General features: G+C 60.0%; 18 protein-coding genes. 7 read left to right on the top strand and 11 right to left on the bottom strand.

Translation table 11 applies throughout. The features are described 5' to 3' along the window. The first annotated feature begins 5 nt into the window (after positions 1–5). Entirely contained in the window at positions 6–2,366 is a 2,361-nt protein-coding gene (locus HCZ30_RS15195) for an aldehyde dehydrogenase family protein (RefSeq protein WP_167639160.1), read from the top strand. Here HCZ30_RS15195 and HCZ30_RS15190 read toward each other — a convergent pair whose 3' ends face one another. Continuing rightward, on the bottom strand, positions 2,367–3,338 hold the full coding sequence (locus HCZ30_RS15190; protein ID WP_167639159.1) for a glycosyltransferase: 972 nt from the start codon (positions 3,336–3,338) through the stop codon (positions 2,367–2,369). It abuts the gene before it with no gap. Next, entirely contained in the window at positions 3,338–4,486 is a 1,149-nt protein-coding gene (glf, locus tag HCZ30_RS15185) for a UDP-galactopyranose mutase (RefSeq protein ID WP_167639158.1), read from the bottom strand. The genes HCZ30_RS15190 and glf overlap by 1 nt, the downstream gene beginning before the upstream one ends. A 169-nt stretch (positions 4,487–4,655) precedes the next feature. On the opposite strand from glf, the gene HCZ30_RS15180 reads away from it, so the two are divergent. The 3 genes from HCZ30_RS15180 (at position 4,656) to HCZ30_RS15170 (ending at position 8,539) form a co-directional block, all read left to right on the top strand. Then, positions 4,656–5,873, top strand: coding sequence for a calcium-binding protein (locus HCZ30_RS15180; RefSeq protein ID WP_167639157.1), 1,218 nt, complete (start codon positions 4,656–4,658; stop codon positions 5,871–5,873). A 140-nt stretch (positions 5,874–6,013) separates the two neighbouring features. Then, on the top strand, positions 6,014–7,132 hold the full coding sequence (locus HCZ30_RS15175) for a polysaccharide biosynthesis/export family protein (RefSeq protein WP_167639156.1): 1,119 nt from the start codon (positions 6,014–6,016) through the stop codon (positions 7,130–7,132). Between the two features lie 84 nt (positions 7,133–7,216). After that, positions 7,217–8,539, top strand: a complete 1,323-nt coding sequence (locus HCZ30_RS15170; RefSeq protein ID WP_167639155.1) for a hypothetical protein — start codon at positions 7,217–7,219, stop codon at positions 8,537–8,539. Here the strand turns inward: HCZ30_RS15170 and HCZ30_RS15165 are convergent, their stop codons facing one another. Next, the gene (locus tag HCZ30_RS15165; RefSeq protein WP_167639154.1) at positions 8,540–10,666 is read right to left on the bottom strand and encodes a calcium-binding protein; all 2,127 of its coding nucleotides are present in this window, start codon (positions 10,664–10,666) and stop codon (positions 8,540–8,542) included. Between the two features lie 197 nt (positions 10,667–10,863). Between HCZ30_RS15165 and HCZ30_RS15160 the strand changes: the two genes are divergently transcribed. Beyond that, positions 10,864–11,823, top strand: coding sequence for a DUF2793 domain-containing protein (locus HCZ30_RS15160; protein ID WP_167639153.1), 960 nt, complete (start codon positions 10,864–10,866; stop codon positions 11,821–11,823). Here the strand turns inward: HCZ30_RS15160 and HCZ30_RS15155 are convergent. From HCZ30_RS15155 to HCZ30_RS15145, 3 genes are all read right to left on the bottom strand, one after another. After that, positions 11,814–13,088, bottom strand: coding sequence for a cation:proton antiporter (locus tag HCZ30_RS15155; protein ID WP_167639152.1), 1,275 nt, complete (start codon positions 13,086–13,088; stop codon positions 11,814–11,816). The genes HCZ30_RS15160 and HCZ30_RS15155 overlap by 10 nt on opposite strands. A gap of 8 nt (positions 13,089–13,096) precedes the next feature. After that, the gene (locus HCZ30_RS15150) at positions 13,097–14,422 is read right to left on the bottom strand and encodes a phospholipase D-like domain-containing protein (RefSeq protein ID WP_167639151.1); all 1,326 of its coding nucleotides are present in this window, start codon (positions 14,420–14,422) and stop codon (positions 13,097–13,099) included. A gap of 169 nt (positions 14,423–14,591) precedes the next feature. Next, entirely contained in the window at positions 14,592–15,548 is a 957-nt protein-coding gene (locus tag HCZ30_RS15145) for a hypothetical protein (protein WP_167639150.1), read from the bottom strand. A 219-nt stretch (positions 15,549–15,767) separates the two neighbouring features. Between HCZ30_RS15145 and HCZ30_RS15140 the strand changes: the two genes are divergently transcribed. Both HCZ30_RS15140 and HCZ30_RS15135 read left to right on the top strand, forming a co-directional pair. Then, positions 15,768–16,274, top strand: a complete 507-nt coding sequence (locus HCZ30_RS15140; protein ID WP_167639149.1) for a helix-turn-helix transcriptional regulator — start codon at positions 15,768–15,770, stop codon at positions 16,272–16,274. Between the two features lie 32 nt (positions 16,275–16,306). Further along, on the top strand, positions 16,307–16,780 hold the full coding sequence (locus HCZ30_RS15135; RefSeq protein ID WP_167639148.1) for a DUF6653 family protein: 474 nt from the start codon (positions 16,307–16,309) through the stop codon (positions 16,778–16,780). Here the strand turns inward: HCZ30_RS15135 and HCZ30_RS15130 are convergent. The 5 genes from HCZ30_RS15130 to iolG all read right to left on the bottom strand — a co-directional run bounded on the left by HCZ30_RS15130 (position 16,731) and on the right by iolG (position 20,595). Next, positions 16,731–17,834: a Gfo/Idh/MocA family protein gene (locus tag HCZ30_RS15130; protein ID WP_167639147.1), complete on the bottom strand. Its 1,104-nt coding sequence runs from the start codon at positions 17,832–17,834 to the stop codon at positions 16,731–16,733. The two genes, HCZ30_RS15135 and HCZ30_RS15130, sit on opposite strands and share 50 nt — an antisense overlap. 24 nt (positions 17,835–17,858) lie before the next feature. Then, positions 17,859–18,152, bottom strand: a complete 294-nt coding sequence (locus HCZ30_RS16845) for a hypothetical protein (protein WP_348640404.1) — start codon at positions 18,150–18,152, stop codon at positions 17,859–17,861. A gap of 3 nt (positions 18,153–18,155) precedes the next feature. Further along, positions 18,156–18,632 (bottom strand): hypothetical protein, encoded by a 477-nt coding sequence (locus HCZ30_RS16840; RefSeq protein ID WP_348640403.1) that lies wholly within the window; start codon positions 18,630–18,632, stop codon positions 18,156–18,158. A gap of 69 nt (positions 18,633–18,701) precedes the next feature. After that, a complete protein-coding gene (iolE, locus tag HCZ30_RS15120; protein ID WP_167639146.1) occupies positions 18,702–19,598 on the bottom strand; it encodes a myo-inosose-2 dehydratase in 897 nt (298 codons plus the stop codon). Between the two features lie 4 nt (positions 19,599–19,602). Then, a complete protein-coding gene (gene iolG, locus HCZ30_RS15115; protein ID WP_167639145.1) occupies positions 19,603–20,595 on the bottom strand; it encodes an inositol 2-dehydrogenase in 993 nt (330 codons plus the stop codon). Positions 20,596–20,631: the final 36 nt, after the last annotated feature.

Here is a 20,631-nt window from a genome sequence, read left to right as displayed (position 1 = left end):
CTCCAATGACCACTATCCAAGAGATCCTGAACACCATGGACTACGGCACTGCACCCGAAGACAGCAAAATCGTCCGTGAGTGGCTGAGCAAGCACGAAAGCGGCTTCGGTCACTTCATCAACGGCGCGTTCACCAAGGTCGGAGAGACTTTCGACGTGCAGAACCCTGCGACGGGCGATGTCATCGCTCGCGTGTCCCAAGGCTCCGCCAGCGATGTCGATGACGCGGTGAAAGCCGCCCGTGCGGCCCAGCCGAAATGGGCCGGTCTGTCGGGCCATGAGCGCGCCAAGTACCTTTACGCGCTGGCCCGCCACGTTCAGCAGCACTCGCGCTTCCTTGCCGTGCTGGAGTCCATCGACAACGGCAAGCCGATCCGCGAAAGCCGCGACGGTGACATCCCGCTCGTCGCGCGCCACTTCTACCATCACGCAGGCTGGGCCGAGCTGGCTGAGGACGAGTTCCCCGGTGCCGAGGCCGTCGGCGTTTGCGGTCAGGTGATCCCGTGGAACTTCCCGCTGCTGATGCTGGCGTGGAAAGTCGCGCCTGCGCTTGCCGCTGGTAACACCGTGGTTCTGAAGCCTGCCGAGTACACTCCGCTGACCGCGCTCGCCTTTGCCCAGATCGCGGCAGAGTGCGGCCTGCCCAAAGGCGTTTTGAACATCGTCACTGGCGACGGCGAAACCGGCGCTGCGGTTGTCGGCCACGAGAATATCGACAAGGTCGCCTTCACCGGCTCGACCGACGTTGGCCGCATCATCCGCCAGCAGACTGCCGGTTCGGGCAAGTCGCTGACGCTGGAGCTTGGTGGCAAGTCGCCGTTCATCGTCTTTGCAGATGCCGACCTCGATGCGGCTGTCGAAGGCGTCGTCGATGCGATCTGGTTCAATCAGGGTCAGGTTTGCTGCGCCGGTTCGCGTATCCTCGTTGCCGAGGCCGTTGCGGCGAAGTTCGAAAAGATGCTGCGCAAACGGATGGAAACCATTCGCGTCGGCGATCCGCTCGACAAGAACACCGACATCGGCGCCATCGTGCACCCCGTCCAGCGCGACCGCATCGCGGAGCTGGTGAACAAGGGCGCGAGCGAAGGTCTCGACCTTTGCCAAGGCACAGCGCCGGAAGGCTGTTTCTACCCGCCGACGCTGGCCACTGGCGTCTCGCCTGCCTCGGTTCTGTGGAACGAAGAAATCTTTGGCCCCGTCGTCACCCTGACCACTTTCCGCACCCCGAAGGATGCCATCGCGCTCGCGAACAACAGCCGCTACGGCCTTGCCGCGTCTATTTGGTCCGAGAACGTGAACCTCTGCCTTGATATCGCGGCAAAGGTGAAGGCGGGCGTTGTCTGGATCAACTGCACGAACGTCTTTGATGCGGGCGCAGGCTTCGGTGGCTACCGTGAAAGCGGCTTTGGTCGCGAGGGTGGCCGCGAAGGTATGGCTGCTTACCTCAAACAGCCGAAACTGAAGGTGAAAAAGCCCGAGGCTGCTCCGGCTGCGCCCAATGCCGTTCCTGTCGACGGTGCCGAAATCGGCATGATCGACCGTACGGCCAAGCTCTACATCGGCGGCAAGCAGGCCCGTCCTGACAGCGGCTATGTCTACGCTGTGAACGGCGGCAAAAAGACCGTCGGTCACGCTGGCCTCGGTAGCCGCAAGGATGTCCGCAATGCCGTCGAGGCTGCGCACAAGGCCGCCGGATGGGGCAAGGCGACCGGTCATAACCGTGCGCAGGTGCTCTATTATATCGCGGAAAACCTGTCGGCCCGCGCCAAGGAATTCACCGATCGTCTGGTCAGCTTCGGCATGAACAACGGCGCTGCCAAGGCAGAGGTCGAAACCGCGATCCGTCGGTGTTTCTGGTACGCTGCGCAGGCTGACAAGTTCGACGGCATGGTCCACCAGACCAAGACGAACAACGTCAGCATCGCCATGCACGAACCGCTCGGCGTGATGGGCGTTGCCTGTCCGAACGGCAGCCCGCTGGCTGCGATGGTGTCGCTGGTCATGCCCGCGATTGCGATGGGGAACGCCGTGATCGTCGTGCCGTCGCAAGACCACCCGCTGGCCGCGACCGACTTCTATCAAGTGCTCGAAACCTCGGACGTTCCGGCTGGTGTGGTGAACATCATTACCGGACCGCGCGACGATCTGGCCAAGACGCTGGCGCAGCACGATGACGTGGCCGGTATGTGGTACGTTGGCACTGCGGAAGGCGCAGAGATGGTCGAGCGCGAAAGTGCCGGCAACCTCAAGCAGACGTGGACCGAAGACGGCGGCGCGCGCGATTGGACGTCCGCGCAAGGGCAGGGGAAAGAGTTCCTCTCCCGCGCCACTCAGGTGAAAAACATCTGGGTGCCTTACGGCGAATAATCAGCGGCCCTTTTCGGCAGCCAACTGGTGAGCGGGGTCGTGTCGGCCCCGCTTTCCTTTCAGGCCATCTTTCAGGCCTTCCCACATCAGATGATAGTAGGTCGGGCGGATGCCTTCGGGGCATGACCGCCCGCGACGCCACCACAGCAGCGCGTAGTAGGCCAGCGCGATCGGAAACACGATCGGACCCGCCGCCATGCGCGCAATCGCGACGCCGTTGCGGCAGTGGTAGTAGATTTTCCAGAGCGGGCGATAGACGAAGCCTTCGCCCATCGTGCCGCAATCGTGCACAAACCGCAGCGCGGGGTGCAGCAGGATTTTCCAGCCCCTCCGCCTCAGATGCAGGCTGTAGAGCACGTCGTCGCCATAGATGAACAAACCGGCTTCGGGCAGGCCGTCACGGCGTGCGGCCTCGGTGCGGAGCATGAAGCCCACGAAGGACGCGTTGTCGATTTCGCGGGGGAGGGCGCTGGGCTCCAGTTCGGCGTTGCGGATCTTGAACCCGCCGCGCCCGTTGCTGCGCTTGGTCAGCGCGGCGATGAAAACATTGAGGTGCCAGAACGGGTTATAGCCCTGACGGTTCATCTCGCAGATTTTGCCGTTTGGATAATGAACGGCGGTCGAGACGGCGCCGATGTCGGCAGGTAGGGTCGAGGCGACCTCGCGGAATTTGTCGACGCAACCGGCCTCTGGCCAAGAGTCGTCGTCGAAGAGCGCGAGCCAATCGGTGTCGTTGTCTTTCAGGGCCGCTTCGATGCCTGCATGGAAACCGCCAGCACCGCCCGTGTTATCGGGCAGGCTGATCACGACGAGGCGCGGGTCGGTCTGCGCAGCCAGCACCTCTGCGGTTTTGTCGGTCGAGGCGTTGTCGATCACCCAGATGCGGTCAAACGGTTCGCTGACGACATGCGTCAACGTCTCCACCAGTTTGGCGGCGCGGTTGAACGTGACGATGACTGCGCCGACGCGCATTAGACGGGGGACTTCAGAAACGCGCCGAGCGCTTCGCCCTTTTCTTCGGCGGCAAGGAATGCGCGGCCGGTGTCGAGCGCCTCGCGGATCGTGACGTCCATGTCGAGGTAACGGTACGTGCCGAGGCGACCGACGAAGGTCACGCCAGTGGTCTCGTTCGCCTTGGCCACATAGTCCGAGAGCATCGCTTTTTCGTCGACCATACGGATCGGGTAGTAGGGGATGTCGTGCGGCTCGCAGGCGCGGCTGTATTCTTCGTACAGAACCGAACCCTCGTGGCTTTCCCACGGGGCAAAGTGCTTGTGCTCGGTGATGCGGGTGTAGGGCACGTCGGCATTGCCGTAGTTCATCACTGCGCAGCCCTGATAATCGCCGTCATAGCGGAATTCCTTGAAGTCCAGCGTGCGGTAGCCGAGGCGGCCCAGTTCGTAACCGAAGAAACCATCGAGGGGGCCGGACCAGAAGACATGGTCCCAATCGCCAGCGGTCGCGGGATCGAACATCTCACCCAGCTTCACGGTGATACCAGCATGATCGAGGATCGAGGCGATCATTGGGGTATAGCCGTCCTCCGGCATCCCTTGGAATTTATGGAAGAAGTAGTTGTCGTCGTAATTAAAACGCAGCGGCAGGCGCTTGAGGATCGACGCGGGCAGCTCCGTAGGCGAACAGCCCCACTGCTTTTCGGTGTAGCCCTTGAAGAACGCTTTGTAGAGGTCGCTCCCCACGAACGCGAGCGCCTGCTCTTCGAAGTTCTGCGGCTCCGCGATGTCTTCGGCCTTACTCTTGATGAAATCGCGCGCCTCGTCGGGGCGCAGCGCCTGGCCGAAAAACTGGTTGATCGTGTGCAGGTTCACGGGCAGCGAATAGACCTGTCCGTCCACGGTCGACTTCACGCGGTTTTTGTACGGCATGAAGGTCGTGAAGCTGTTGACGTAGTTCCAGACCTCTTCGTCATCGGTGTGGAAAATATGCGGGCCGTAGACGTGAACCATCACGCCGGTATCTTCATCGCGCTGGGTATGGCAGTTGCCGCCGACATGGTCGCGGCTGTCGATGACGGTAATTTTGTGGCCCGCTTCAGCCAGCATCCGGCCAATCACGGCGCCGGACAAACCGGCCCCAACCATCACGATACGCTTGCCCATATTCCGCTCCGTTATTGGCGTTCCGTAGCGGTGTAGTTCATCAGTCACCCTGCGGCAACAAGAGTAGGGAAATTGAGTATTTAGGTTGTGCTTTGCGCATTAACTTCTTGTTAAGCGTTTGCTCATTGCGGAGAACCGCTGCGGGGCACGTTAAAGAGGAGTTGGCGCCATGCTGAAGATCAAAGTAGACGCCGAAATCGCGGATTTTTCGCTCGATGAGGCGATCGAACCTACGATGCAATATGCTCAGGACATCGAGCAATTCACATGGCAGTTGCACTACAATCGGAACTCATTTGTCCACAATCAAAAATGGTGGGGCGTCGAACTTCGTAATATTTCGTACACCGCAAATATGTATGACGAAGGCTCCACCTTCTTCATGGTAAAGAAGAACACCACCGGCACTGAAATCATGCGCGTCGAAGGGTTCGAGGGCGCAGTTGATCGCATTATTCAAACCAGCGGTGATGTGCAGGTCACCATCACTGGGGACCTACCTGCAACGGCTGGAGAATATTGGGAGGCCATGCGTGCCGGCGATAGCCGTGGTGCCGGCGATTTCGGTACTGACTACTCCGTGCAGGGCATTAAGGTTGTCGACAACGGCGAAGTGCTGAACAGCGTCCAACTTAGCGATAACGGATTTTTCCTCAAGCAGGGTGACTTTACAACGTCGGTGAAGTTCGGCGCGGCTCACAACCTTGATTTCTTTGAGATGTTCGAGCTGTTGGACTCGTACAACGTAAACGGCGATACGATCGACGCTGGCTATCTTGGTGCTGCAAATGGCGCCGATGACATCCGTGTCATGGTAAAGGATGGCGGCAAAAAAATCCTGCAAATCAAGGGCGACATGAATGATCTTGGTACGGCCAAGTCCAGCATCACTTACAACGGTAACAACCAGTCGAACTCGTTCAGCGCCAGCGCAGGCAAGGACAAGCTGAAAGGACGCGGCGGTAACGACGTCCTGTTCGGCGAAGAGGGTAATGACAAAATCCTCGGCGGCGGCGGTGACGACGACCTGTATGGCGACGAGGGCAAGGACCGCATCATCGGCGGTGCTCAGCAAGATTGGATTTTCGGCGGTGAGGGTGATGACTACCTCGCTGGCGGCGCTGGTACCGACGATTTCTTCTTTGCGCTGGGGGACGGTGCCGACTACATCCGCGACTTCGGGAAAAAGGGTGACGATCTGCTGCATCTGAACGGCAACGTGACCGCTTATAACTATGACGTGGCTTCGCTCATCGACATCAACGGCGTCGATATGGGCGACTACGTGGTGCTCGATTTCGGAGCAGGCGACAGCATCACATTCAATGGCGTGAGTGATTTGTCCGACCTCGAAGGTCACATCGTCGTTGATGATTTTTACTACTGACAATACCATCATCGGGCGGCCTTCGGGCCGCCTGTGACATGCTGTTGCGTGCAAGCGGATCATTGACCGACCTGCGAAGTTCAGTATTTTGACGAGGCTGCCGCGGGAGGTTACCCGCTCCTGAAATGACCGGGGGGTCTATGTCGTCTGTCCTCAAGCGCTCCAGCGCACTGCTGCTTTGTTTTTCGGTTGCTGCCTGTGATGTGCCGCGCGGCGCAGGTTTCGAAGGCGAAGTTCTCGCCGTTAAAGATGACCAGCAGGCAGGCGAAGTCGTCGCATACCCCTTTGAAGTCATTGATATCACGCGTGAGACCCAAGCACTTGTGTCCCGCTGGCCGTCCTCCAACGGGCGCGCCTACAATTGGCCGAGCCGTGTCGAGCAGCCCGCGTCCATCATCATCGAACCGGGTGATCTTCTGTCGATCGCCGTCTGGGATGCCGAGGAAAACTCGCTCCTGACAGGTCCGGGGCAGCAGGTGGCATCGCTTGAGCGGATGCGCGTGAACTCTGAAGGTCGCATTTTCCTCCCGTTCGTGGGCGAGATGAAGGTGTCGGGCATGTCCCCGCAGACCGCACGTTCGCGCATCGAAGAAGAATACAACTACTCCATCCCGTCGGCGCAGGTGCAAATCGACGTGGTGCCGGGCCGTGCGAATACTGCGGATATCGTCGGCGGCGTCAGCGCTCCGGGTTCGTATCCGCTGCAAGACCGCAACGTATCCGTCCTATCGCTGATCGCTCTAGGCGGCGGTGTGCCGTCGAACCTGAACAACCCTCAGGTCAAGCTGTTCCGTGGGTCGAACCGCTACACGATTTCGCTCGAACGGCTCTACGCCGACCCGTCGCTCGATACGATCGTGCGCGGCGGAGATCGTGTTATCGTTGAAAAAGACTCGCGCACCTTCCTGTCGCTCGGCGCCGCAGGTAGCGAGGCGCTCCACGAATTCCCGACCGATGACGTCAACGCGCTCGAAGCTCTCGCAATCGTGGGCGGCGTTGCCGACGACCGTGCCAACCCGAAGGGTATCCTGATTCTCCGCGAATATCCGAACAGCGCGATCCGCGCCAACGGAACGGGCCCGACTCGCAACCGCGTTGTTTTCACTATCGATTTGACCACTGCGGACGGCCTGTTCAGCGCCGGTCAGTTCCACATCCAACCGGGTGATTTGATCTACGCGACCGAAAGCCCCGTCAATTCCGCACGTACAATCATGGGAATTCTCGGTTCTGCCATCGGTATAGCAAATAGACTCTGATCACTTTTTGTCGGGTAAGTAGAACCTCCGTTTAAAAATATTGCTTGAGTTGTTATCTATCTCTGCACACCAGAGGAGACCAACATGCTCACAGCAGTCGAACAGTATATCCTTGAACTGATCAACCGTGCCCGCCTTGATCCCGAGGCAGAGGCCAAACGCTTGGGCATTGACGTCAACGAGGGCCTCGCTGCGGGGACGATCAGCAGCGACGCAAAACAGGTGCTCGCAAGCAACGATTTGCTGCACGAATCGGCCTACGATTACACCGTCTGGTCGCTGATGAACGACACGTTCAACGGTGACCACTCCGGTCCGGGCGGCAACACGCCCGGTGATCGTATGGAGGATGCTGGTTATGAGAACCTTGGCCGCTGGGGCGAGAACATTGCCCTTCAGCAATACGCTGGCACGCTAAGCCAAACCTATCTGGCTGACGAGCTCTACAACTCGCTTTGGGCCAGTGCCTCGCACCGCATCGGCACGATGAATGGTAAGTTCACGGAAGTCGGCGTCTCTTATGTTGACGGTGAATTCAAAGGTTTCGACGCGGCGATGGTGACCGAGGATTTCGCTGATAGCAGCGCGGACACTTACTTCGTCACCGGCGTGTTTTACCTCGACCTCGATGAAGACGGTTTCTACTCGATCGGCGAAGGTCAGGGGAAATACTGGGTGCGTGCCGATGGTGATCGCCAGGGTGCAGAAAATGCGGGCGGTTATGCAATTGAAGTCGATCCGTCCCGCGCTGTCGATGTCCGCTTCGGTGACGGCGATGGCCAGATCGGTCGCCTGACGATGGACCTGCGCGACGGCAACGGTAAGCTCGACTACGTCACCGATATCTACGACAACTCGGCCCTTTACCTTTCGGCGTCCGCCAACCTTCACAGCGGCATTGATGAGGCGCACTTGCTCGGCGTTGCGAACCTGAATTTGACGGGTGGCCGCGCTGGCGAGGATCTTTATGGCAATAGCGGCAAGAACCTTATCGCTGGTATGAACGGCAACGACTTCATCGATGGCGGCGACGGCAAGGACAAGCTGCGCGGTGGCAAGGGCCGTGATGACATCGAAGGCGGCAGCGGCACCGACCGTCTGCTCGGGAACGGCGGCCACGATCGCCTCGACGGTCAGGCAGGACGCGATTTCTACAAAGGCGGCGGCGGCAATGACACGTTCGTCTTCCGCTCCGGCAACGACAAAATTCTCGACTTTAAAGACGGCGACGACAGCATCGAACTGGTTGCCCGCAACCTCGGCATCAAAGGTGCGACCGTCGACGACGTGATGGACCAAGCCTACATCGATGGCGGAAGCGCTTGGATCGACCTCGGCGATCACTCGCTCGAAGTTGTCGGTGTGACCGATCTGTCTGTACTTGAGGACAACATTACAATCGTCTGATCAGACGAAATCTATTGATGAAATTAACGAATTGACGCTCGACACCCCGTCGAGCGTCAATTCGTTCTGCCCGCCGAAATCTATGGAAATCCCTGCATCTGTAATATGGAATGACAGATCGCCGAGTTCGTATCCAGTGAGTTCAAGGTGATCATGCCGCGGGTTAAAGTCGGTGATTTCGGCATTTCCTTTCGTGAAGATAAACGTGTCGCTTCCCTTGCCGCCGGTCGCAGTATCACGGGTCCCGAGGCTGATCACGTCATCGCCGCCATTGCCGTAGATGCGGTCCGCACCTTGATTCCCGTCAAGCTTGTCGTTGCCCTTGTTGCCAAACAAACGGTCGTCACCCGACCCGCCTGAGATCGTATCGTCGCCGCCTTGCCCACGTAGAACATCGTCTCCTTTCTGGCCGAAAAGCGTATCGCTCTGCCCACCGCCCTTGGCCAAGTCCGCACCGCCGCCGCTCTTGATCGTATCCACCCCGCTGCCACCGATCAGCACGTCGGCACCACCGTTTCCGGTCAGTTTATCGTCACCGTTTCCCCCTTTCAGTGTGTCCGAGTGCTTGCCGCCGAACAGGCGGTCGTGTCCGTCCAGACCTGCGAGGACGTCGTCGCCATCAAATCCTCTGATGATGTTGTTAAGCGCATTGCCAATGAGCGTATCATGACCCTCGGAACCTTCGAACACCACTTGGGGTTCAGGCACAGGGTCCACCGGCGTGGGCAGTGTCGGAATGGGCTCCGACGACAGGTGTGTTGTGAAGATAAAGCTGCCTGCGAGTTCGGAAGGCGTCAGGACGTGTCCGTCGCTCGACTTTATCAGTAGGATCTCGTACCCGTAGCCGAGTTTCAGCCCATCCTGGTCAGTCTGGAATGACAGCTGGTCGGCCGATCGCAGCATGTCCCATGCGCTTAAATCAATCTGGTCCTTCCCGATTTGGAAGTCGCTGATCGTGTCGGTCCGTCCGTCGGCAGAAAGGGCGAAAATGTCTTCGCCCGAGCCGCCTGAAAGCGTGTCGGACCCCGAGGTGTCCAGTACGAGATCGCCGCCCTTGTCACCGTTGTTGACTGTGACATCGAACATCGACGTATCGACGACGACTTGCGTGACACCTAGGCCGCTCGCGCTGCTAGCGTAGATTAAGATTTGGTCGTCGGCTGACGTGATCTCCAGCGCTGAGCAGTCGGCAAATTCCACACCGTTGAAATTCTCGATAAGATACAGCCGGCCCTCGTTTAAAATGAACAGCGTTACGCCGTCGCTGCCGCCCGCCGCCACCCAAAGCTGTTCGCCACTCTCGCAAACTGCCAGAGCGCTTGTGTTCGCGAAGAATGTCTCCAACCCGTCGATGACGTGGTCTGTTAGAAGTAGCTCTCCGGCCATGGATACCTGCATCACAGTGACGGAACTGCTGCCCGACGAAGCCAACAGCGCATAGGTCACGCCGCCAATGTCGACCGTCTCCAACGCGGTAGGGGCTGTGATCCACAAACCGTCATCAGTACTATATGTGTGTGCATTTTTGATAAAGCTGCTCCTTTGAGCTTCCCAGACTGTGATCCCCGGAGCTTCGCTTGCGATGGACAGTAGGTAGTCGCTGCCCTCCAATCCGACATGCAGCAGGTCAGTAACCCCGCCTGCGAAAGTGTCGGGATAGTCCGATGTGACCGCCTCTCCGGTAAGTGTCAGGTCATCGTCGATCCTGAGGCGGACAATGCCGCTCCCATCGTCCATTCCGCCGAAAACGATAAATTCGCGTGTGACCGTATCGAACGTCGCGGTGGCCGAAATACTGAAATCGGCATCTAGATCGACGACCTTGCCAAAGCCGTTTTCGCTGATCGCCACGGCCTTGATGCCGTTGTCATCTACGAGCAGGTAATCGCGTCCGCCAGCTTCGAAATAGGTGATATCTGGCTGCGATCCGGCGGTGTCAGTGCCGGAGTAGGCGAAGTAGCCGATCTCTTGCAAATTCGTCGACCACATAATGATCCCGCCGTCAGTGCGATTGGTGGAAAACAGAAATTCGTCTCCACCGATTTTGACGACTTCAAGGTCAGTAATGTGCGAGTGACCCGCATCGTTTGCGCCCACAACACCGGCGCGAATTTCGTAATTCAACATTTGCCCCCCACAGGCATGATAATGTCAGTCAGATTTAATCCGACCGCCGGTAAATGCGGGGCGGGAATGAGGCGGTAAAGAGGACTAAGCCTGTGATTTGAGACGCCTTTTATGTAGATTTGCGCAGGGCGTACGGTGGCTTAAGTGGATCGCAACGGCTCTGGGTCATTTTGGCGACAAACCAGAGGATCGCCGCAATGACCGACACATCCACCAACCTGAACCTGCCGTTTATCCAGCCCGCGCAGGCGCAAAAACACGTCACGCATAATGAGGCTATCGAAGTGCTCGACCACGTCACACAGCTTGTTCTGGCGGAGGTCGAGGCCCTCAATCCGCCTGCTGTGGTGGAGAACGGCGCCGTCTACGCGCTGGGCGCCGCGCCGACGGGCGATTGGAGCGGGCAAGGCGGGAAACTTGCGTGTCGGTCGGGGAATGGCTGGCTGTTTGTGACGCCTCAACGCGGGTGGCAAGGTTGGCTGGATGATGGGGCGCGACAGGTCGTGTTCGACGGGACTGCGTGGGCCGATATCGCCGCGCCTGACATGCTAGGTGTGAACACCTCTGCCGATGAGCAGAACCGACTGGCTGTCTCGGCGCCCTCGACTCTGTTGACCCATGAAGGGGCCGGTCATCAGCTCAAGATTAACAAGTCCGAGGCGGGAGACACCGCAAGCCTTTTGTTCCAGACGGGCTGGTCCGCGCGGGCCGAGATGGGGACGACGGGCAGCGACGACTTCGCGATCAAGGTGAGCGACGACGGCGCAAACTGGAACACGGGCCTCAGCGTCGATGCGGCAACGGGCTGGTCCAAGCTCGCACGCATGTCATCGGGGTCGGTTGCCGTGGCTGATGACCAGCTCGGAGTGGTGCAGACGCCCGGCGCGGCGGGTTTTGTTTTCATTACCGCAGTGGATAGCCTTAATCCGTCGGCGCCACACAGCGCGATTTTTGTTTACGATACGGGGACTTCCCCGGAGCTGATCACAATGTCCGTCGCATCGGGCATCGCGAACGCGGGCGCCAGCGCACTACAGGGCCAAAGCGGAGCAGACGGGCTGACAAACGTTGCGGTGCGAAGCGGCGCGATCCTGATCGAAAACCGTTCGGGCCAATCGCTGACCTACTCGCTCTCGTTCATCGGCGGTCACGACTGAACGCGCTTCTTCCCCGTCGATTTGTGGGCAAAGCTGTGAACCTGTTTGCTTTCTTCCTCTGCATCTTTGGACGTGGAGGCAGCATAAGCGCGGGCGAAGGGCACAGCAGATAACCCGTGGGCGATGATCGACAGGATTACGGTGGCAAAGACCGTCTGCACGATCACGCCATCCATGGAGATCTCGCTCTCTTCGAGGAGGAGGAGCACATACAGGATCGACGCCAACCCTCGGGGACCGAACCATCCGATGAACGCGACCGTATTCGGCCTCAGGCCCGACCCGATCAGCGAAATGGCGACCGGAGCCATGCGGATGACGGTCAGCGACAGGATCGCGTAGGGCCATATGCGCCAGTCCATCCCGTTTTTGAACGCGTCGGGCACAAGCACAGCGCCGAAAACGATAAACACGATCAGGCCGAGGAGTTGCCCCTCGGCCTCTCCGAACTGGGTTGCTTCGCGGACGATGTGTTTGGCGCGGCGGGCGATCATGAGACCTGCCGCGAAAGCAGCGAGGAAGCCATTGCCCCCGACGATCTCTGCTCCGCTATAGGATGCGAGGGCGAGGCCAAGGACGATGATCTGCGAGAACGCCTCGTTCATCGCGCCTGACGCCGCGCTTTTCTCGGCCCATCGCCCTCCAATGCCGCCAATGATGATGCCCACGAGCGGGCCGAGCACCACTTGCGCTGCAACAAAAGCAACCCATGCCGAGGCTCCACGCGCTTCGGACGTTGCGATAGCGATCGACACGGCGATCAGAAGCGCCGGATAGGCCAAGCCGTCGTTCAGCCCGCTTTCGACGTTGAGCGCTTGGCGAATGCGTTGGGGGACCGCCTTGTTCGACACTACAGCCTGCCCGAGTGCCGCATCGGTCGGCGCAAGTGCGATCCCGATCAGCAACGCCGCACCAATCCCGATTTCAGGGAATATCGCCCAAGCCACAGCAGCACCCAGAGCCATCGTCATCGGCAGCCCGAGAGCCAGTAGTTTGATCGGCAGGTTATGCTCGCGCGACAGCTTCGTGACGTCAATCCGCGCCGCATCACAGAACAGCGTGACGACCAGCGTAATCTCGGCCAGCGTGTTGAGCGCCTCGTTGTGGATGGGAATGTCGATCAAATCGAGCAGCCCCGCGCCAACGACGAGCCCGAACACGGTGAAGGCAATCGGGCCGGTGAAGGACTTTTTGTCGGCTTTGCCCGATATCAATGCGTAAAGAATGATACCGGTCGATATGATGAATAAGTCGAAGCCTTCCATAGCGTCCCTTATAATTCGGGGCCCGCGAGACTCACGATTTTTTCCAGCAGTCGCCACGGTTTCGAGGCGGGCTTCAATCCCGTATCGGCCCTTTCCGCGAGTTTCTGGTACCAGTCGACGAGATACTCCCGATCTTCCTGCGACCACGCGATGACCATGGACTCATAGTTTACCAGAAGACTGCGTTCGTCCACATTTGCGGAGCCGACAAACGTATAGTCATCCAGAATGATGGCCTTGGCGTGGAGCATCTTTCCACGCAGCACGTTCATCTCGACCCCAAGCTCTTCGAGTTCGTTGACAAAGGGCCCGCGCGCGAGGTCGGCGAGCGACTGGTTGGAGCGCTCGGGAAACGTGATGCGCACCTCGACACCGCGGCGGCGCGCAGTCGAGAGCGCTTCGAACAGGCTACTGCTCGGCACGAAATAGGGGGTGCATATCCAGATACGGCGCTCGGCGCGGTGGACGAGGTGCACGATCAGATCGTGAAGCGCATCGCCCTGCTGGTCCGCGCCAGACGGCATCAGTTGCAGGCAAGACGTTCCCGGATTTTCGATATGGGGGCCGAGGTTCTTGAGCCAGTCATCCTCGATCTTGCCGCCGCAGCGGGTCCAAGTCTCGCAGAATAGCTGGGCGAATTCGTGCGTGATCGGGCCTTCCGCGTAGAACGACAGGTCGACCCACGTATCGCTATTTTGGGAGTCGCCAAGATACCTCCGCCCCACGTTGCGACCGCCCGCCCAGAGGCGCTTTCCGTCGGCGAGCACCAATTTGCGGTGGTTGCGCAGGTTCACGGGCTGGCCCATCGGTCCGTGGATGAGCGGCGCGAACAGGCGGAACTGGCCGCCGGCTTTCTTGAATTCGCGGATCGCGGAGCGTGGGCGCTTGAGGCTGCCGAACGCGTCGACCTCAAGCCGGACCGTCACGCCTCGTTTGACCGCATCGGTCAGCGCATGGACAAATGCTGCGCCCGTTTCATCGCGGGTCAACGCGTAGAGCGATACTACGATGTCTTTCTCGGCCGATGCGATAACGTCGAACACGGCTTTCTTGGCGACTTCGGGCGTCGGCAGGAACTCGATCTTGTTGCCATCGACAGGGCCGGGCATGTCGTAGGCGCGCAGCATCCGCTGAAGTCCGGGCTCTCCGCTCAGATCCTTGATCGCGCGTCTGTGGCGCTGACCACGGCGACGGATACCCAGTGCGATGAACAGCGGAACCGCGATGTAGGGGATCATCACGACGAACGCGAGCCACGCCATTGCAGAGCGCGGCGAGCGGCGTTGACGTAGGATAGCCGCCGCCGTGGCGACAGCCGCCAGGAACGTCAGCATCAATGCGATATGAGTGTCGAGCCAAGGGATCAAAGTCATATGAGGAGAAATGAATTGGACCGATGCAAAGGCAATGGCTGGCCACCATCCGCCGAGAAATTTTCATGAGGCTAAAACAAAAAGCCCGACAACCGCGTGGGATGCCGGGCTCTCCGCGAGTGGCGTTCGCTTAGCGCGCAGCCATGATCTGGGACAGCGTGATCGGGATGCTGATGTAGCTACCCATAGGTTGGATGTTTCCGCCAGGCACGGTCACGCAATAGGCGCCGTTGGTCACCGATGCGATCGTCTCGAACCGGATGGAGGCAATCACCCCGCCATCGCCGAGGGTCACGCGGTGAACGGTGCCGACCTCTGCATTGCCGGAGGTATGAACGGGCCAGCCGAGGTAAGCGACCGTGTTGCCCCCGTCGTTGCAGACGAGCTCGTCCATGTTGACGTCAGAGCCTTGGGCCATGCCGATGGTTTTGTCGTCGTCCATCATGTCGCTCATGTCGCCTGTGCCGTCGCCCATGCCGCCGGTGCCATCACCCGAGCCACCCATGCCGTCGCCTCCGGTGCCGGAACCGCCGGAACCATTACCGGAACCGCCCGACCCGCCGCTACCCGATCCGCCATTCAGGGCGTCACCAACACCGTCAACGACATCGTCGAGCCCATTGCCCACGTCGTTGTCGCCGACCGCGTCATTCACGGCATCGCCGAGACCGCCTTCGCCATCGTCGCCACCATTGAGCGCATCGCCCACGTCATCGACCACGCCCGACGCACCGCCGGACCCGTCGTCTTCGTTGCCGCCGTTGAGGACGTCACCGACCTCGTCTACGACATCGTCGACCGCGCCGCTGGTGTTATTGTTGCCCAGCGCATCATCGACGCCATCGCCAAGGCCGCCGTCACCGCCGTTGTCTGCACCGTTCAGGGCATCGCCGACATCGTTGACGGCATCTCCAGCGCCATTGGTGACACCGTCGACAGCGTCACCGACGGCATTGTCGCCAACGCCTTCGCTGACGGAATCCCCGATATCCTTGATCGCGTTTCCAAGGCCATCGGCATGAAGGTGAATAGGGGTAGAAATGAGTGCCGCAGCAGCGGCCGTAACAAGTAGCTTGTGGGCTGACATAGCCTCCTCCCAAGTAAATGGTGATGGGGAGGACAAAAGATCGGTGCGACAAGCTGCCCATGAGCCAGAGGGATGATCGACGGCCGAAGGTGCGCATTTCCACCTAAGGTATGACGAGTTTTGTACGGGGATGCGGAGTTGCCTTCGACTTTTGTTCGATTGCAACTTATAGAACGCACGCTTTAATTCTGGATTGTGTAGGATTTCAGGAGGGACACCGTGTTCGTCAACCTCAAGACCAGTACCAAAACGGCGATTTTGCTGTTTTTTGCCGTCTATATCGCCGGCGTGCAGGCTCTTCTGCTGCTGACGCGGACCTCGCACGGCGTGACCCATGTTCTGATCTGCGTTTCCGCAATTCTCGCTGCGGTAGCGAGCGGTTTTCTGATTTACAGCATTATGGATCGCCTTGATCGCTTCCGGAATAGGGAGAAGGATCTAGAGCTGAGGCTTCGGGCTGTGTCAGGCGACATCGGTGCGGTGATCGACGCAAGGTTCGAAGAATGGCACCTGAGCGATAGCGAAAAGGAGGTCGCGCTGCTCATGATCAAGGGTTTCAGCAATCAGGAAATCTCCGATCTGCGGGGCACCGCCTTGGCCACCACAAAGAGCCAAGTTTCGACCGTGCTGCGCAAGAGCGACGTGAACTGCCGCCAGAAACTCGCGTCTATGCTGGTCGATGACGTCGTGGATCAGCGGATGGCTGAAATGGCGGTTGCCAAATGACCGACCGCGCGTTCGGACGGGCCGAGCGGGTGATGGGCATGACGCCCGACGTCTGGGAGCGTCACGTCAACCCGTGGAGCGGCTGGACGCGGATCACACTCCTCCCGCTATTATGCCTCTCCGTGTGGAGCAGGGTCTGGATCGGCTGGTGGGCGCTGGGCCTCGTGGCGCTCGTGATCCTTTGGGGGTTGTTCAACCCGCGCGTCTTTCCGAAGCCAGAGCGCACCGACAACTGGATGAGCCAAGGCGTCACCGGCGAACGCATCTGGCTGGAGCGGTCCTCCAACCCAGCGCTCGCCCATCATGTCGCGGTCGTCAAATGGCTGACGCGCCTCAGCGGAGCAGGGGCGATGGTGATGATCGTGGGCCTTGCACTGTTGAACCTGCCGCTCACGGTAAGCGGCATGGTGACGGCGATGATCGGGAAACTGTGGCTGCTTGACCGGATGGTCTGGGTCAGCCGAGATATGGCGCGGCTTTCGGAAGAACCAGACGGCGGTCGGTGACGGGGCAGCGACGCTCCATGCTCATTTCGGGATAATGGTCACGTGCGGGGCTGTCGATCTGAACGACCTTGCCTGCGGGGGCGGCTTCCTCAATGGCGATCCGTGCGCGCATATCGGCGAGCCCTTCTTCGCCATTGGACACCGGCTCTTTGCCCGTTTTGATGCAGTCAGAAAAATAGGACGTCTGCCCGCCGAACTGGTCGACTTGTGGGAAGAGCGTCGTCTCGATTTCATTGTCATATCCGACGCGCATCGTCGTGCCGTATTCGAACCGGAAACCGGGGTCGAGTTCGATCCAGCCCTTTGTGCCCATCACGCGGAACATGGCGGTTTCGCGGATGGCAAAGCTGGCGACAAACTGCGCAACACCGCCCGAGGGGAAGTTCAGTGTGGCGGTCGTTGTCGCGGGCACTTCGGTGAAGCGCGGATCGTCATCATGCCAATGGTGCTGCGCGCGGGCCTCGGTGGGTTCTTCGCCAAAGATATGGCGCACGGCATTGACGCAGTAAACGCCAGCGTCCTGCAACGCACCGCCGAGGTGTTCCGCTTTCAGGCGGTTGTTTCCGGCAGCATTCTGGAAACAGAAGTTCGTCTGCACGGCGATAGGCTTCCCGATCTCGCCTGCCCGAATGCAGCGCAGCGCATCGAGGTTTCCGGGCTCGGTGTGCAGACGGTAGGCAGTCATCAGAAACACGTCAGCCTCGCGCGCAGCGGCGATCATCGCTTCGGCTTCTTCAACCGTATTCGCCAGCGGCTTTTCGACGAGGATGTGTTTGCCCGCCTTGGCGGCACGGATCGCATAGTCCGCGTGCAGCGAATTTGGCAGCGCGATGTAGACGGCGTCGATCCTGCCGCTCGCGAGCAAATCGTCGTAGCCATCGTAGCCATCGTAGCCGCAGACGTAAGGCACGTCATGGAAAGCCGCGAGCTTTTCGGCGGCTTCGGTGTTGCCCGACACGATTGCGGTGACGACGGAGTTGTCGGTGGTGTGGACGCCGGGCAGGAAGGCTTCCTGAGAAATCCAGCCAGCTCCGATGACGGCGTATCTGATCATGGGGTTTCCTTCCGGCGTTCTGTTTTACGGCTTGCGGCGGGCGATGTAGGCGTCGAGCGCGCCGTTGAACTCCTCGGGCGACGCGCCTTCGGCCAGCATTTCCGACATCATCACCGCTTGGGTTTTGGGCGCGAGGCCACCGATGGGCGGATCGGTGTCGAGGTTCGTCGGGAGCGAGTACCCTTCGGCACATGCGGCAATCGCGGCATCCTGTTCTGCTTTGGACTGATCCAAAGTAGCCAGCGCGGGATAAAGCGCACGGGCCATGGCGTCGCGGTGCGCTTGCTGTGCCTTCGCGCCCGGACGGACGAGGTTCACTTGCTACGTCATCTGGTATCCGCGTCCGAGCCACGTTTCGGCCACCGCGTCGATGGACGGGTTGGCGTGGTAGCGGGCAAAGGCTGCGGGGTCTTTGAGGCACAGCTTCTGGAGCGCATTCCACACGCGGCCGTTCGCGCCCGCAGCGGCAAAGTGGTCGGCACCGCCGCCGCTCGCCGCTTTCTCCTCCGCGATGATCTCTTCGTAGATGCGGGTCGCGTCATCCAGCACGGTCAGATCGGCAAAGCTGTTCTTGATGACCAGAACGCCGGCGGTCTTACCCAGCACGTTTGCCCATTCCGCCATCAGCTTACGCCGCTGCGCGGTATCGCCCAGCGCAGAGCCGAAGCGTGCCATGTCGTAAATCGGGATATTCTTCTCGATCCTGTCGGCCTGCGGAACGGCGAACGGATCGAGGGTCTGTTCGCAGAGTTCTGCGAAATCTTCGATCTTGCAGTCGTCTTTGGTGAAATAGCCCATTCTATCCTCCCTGATGTGGATGGTCGCGGGTATTGCGGGCACGGCAGCCGGGGCCGCCGCGCCGGACGGTCAAATCAGACCGATTTCTTTTGCCAGACGCTTGAGCGTCGCCAGGCCGAGGGTCTGGTAGAGCAGCGGATTGCGGACATTCGGGTCCTGCTCCGCCTCGATAACGATCCAGCCATCATAGCCTTTGGCGGCCAATTGGCTGAGGAGCGGTTTGAAATCGACTGCGCCTTCCTGATCGCCGGGAACGGTGAACGCGCCAGCAATCACGCCTTGAATGAACGACATACGGTCCTTGCGGACACGCTCTGCCACGGCAGGGCGGACGTTCTTGGCGTGGAAGTGGGCAACGCGGTCGATGTGCTTGGCCAGCATCTCTTCGGGATTGCCACCACCGAAGAAGCAGTGCCCCGCATCGAACAGCAGCTTCGTCGCCGGACCAGTCGCCGCCATGAACGCGTCGATCTCTTCGGGAGATTCAACGATGGTGCCCATGTGGTGATGGTAGGCGAGCGAAACACCCTCGCTTTCCATGTACTTGGCGAACTCTTCGATCTTGGCACCGAAGGCGGCCATTTCGTCTGCGGACAGGCTGGGCTTGTCGTTGACGGGAATGGTCGGATCCGAGTGGATCGCGTTCGAGGTTTCACACGTCACACAGACCTTGCAGCCGTTTTCCTTGAGCTTTGCGAGGTGCGGCTGGAAGGCCGCGATCTCGTCTTCAAGCGAGCGGGTCAGAAGCTCGGTCGAGTACCAGCCCGAAATGAACTTGAGGCCGTAGGCGCCAAGCGTCTCGCGCAATTCGACCGGATCTTCGGGCCAGCGGTGGCCGTTCTCGATCCCGTCGAAACCGATCTGAAGACCGGCTTCTTCGAGGATGCGCTCGGTCGGAATGTCCGCGCCGATCGACTGATCGTCGTCATTTGCCCAAGCGATGGGGTTTGTGCCGAATTGAACCATCGGATCAGCCCAGCGACACGGCTTTGCCGGTCTTGGCGCTTTCCAGAGCCGCCTCGGCAAGCTCCAGCGCCTTCAGACCGTCCAGACCGGTGGTCGGGGTCGGGGTGCCGTTCTCGATCGAGTCGACGAAGGCCGCGATCTCGTTGGCGTAGGCCATGGTGTAGCGGTCCATGAAGAAGTTCAGGAGCGGCGCTTTGTGGTAGCCGTCTTCGACCGCGACTTCGACGGTGTTCTCATGGGTGTTCTGGGCGTGCGCCATACCCAGCGAGCCAAGCACTTCCATACGCTGATCGTAGCCGTAGGTCGCGCGGCGCGAGTTGGTGATGGTGCACTGCTTGCCCGATGCGGTGGTCAGGATGACGTTGACGCTGTCGAAGTCGCCAAGCTCGCCAATCGCCGGATCGGTCAGAACGCTGCCGCGTGCCATGACGGTGGTGACTTCTTCGCCCAGCAGCCAGCGGGCCACGTCGAAGTCATGGATGGTCATGTCGCGGAAGATGCCGCCCGAAACCTTGATGTACGACGCTGGCGGCGCGCCCGGATCGCGCGAGGTGATGGTGACCATCTCCACGTCGCCGATCTTGCCGCTGTCGATAGCGGCTTTCAGCGCCATGAAGTCTGGGTCGAAACGGCGGTTGAAACCGACCATGAGGGTCGCGCCTTCGGCTTCGACGGTGGCGAGTGCCTGCTTCACACGTTCGACGTTCAGGTCGACGGGCTTTTCACAGAACACGGCCTTGCCTGCCTTGGCAAACTTTTCGATCAGGGCGGCGTGGGTGTCGGTCGGGGTGCAGATGACAACGGCGTCGATGTCGTCCGAGGCTGCGATCGCGTCGATCTCGCGGATTTCGCAGCCGTATTTGTCGGCGACGCGCTGTGCGGCTTCGACGAAGGGTTCAGCTACAGCGACCAGCTGGGCGGACGGGATGGACGACACAGCGCGGGCGTGGACTTGCCCGATACGGCCTGCGCCGAGAATTGCGAAACGAACGGTCATTTAGAGCTCCTGTAAGTGGCCGCTCGGGCCATGGGT

The sequence above is a fragment of the Marivivens donghaensis genome (assembly GCF_011806565.1).
GTDB classification, from domain to species: Bacteria; Pseudomonadota; Alphaproteobacteria; order Rhodobacterales; family Rhodobacteraceae; genus Marivivens; species Marivivens donghaensis_A.
This window is presented reverse-complemented; position numbering and strand designations above follow the sequence as displayed.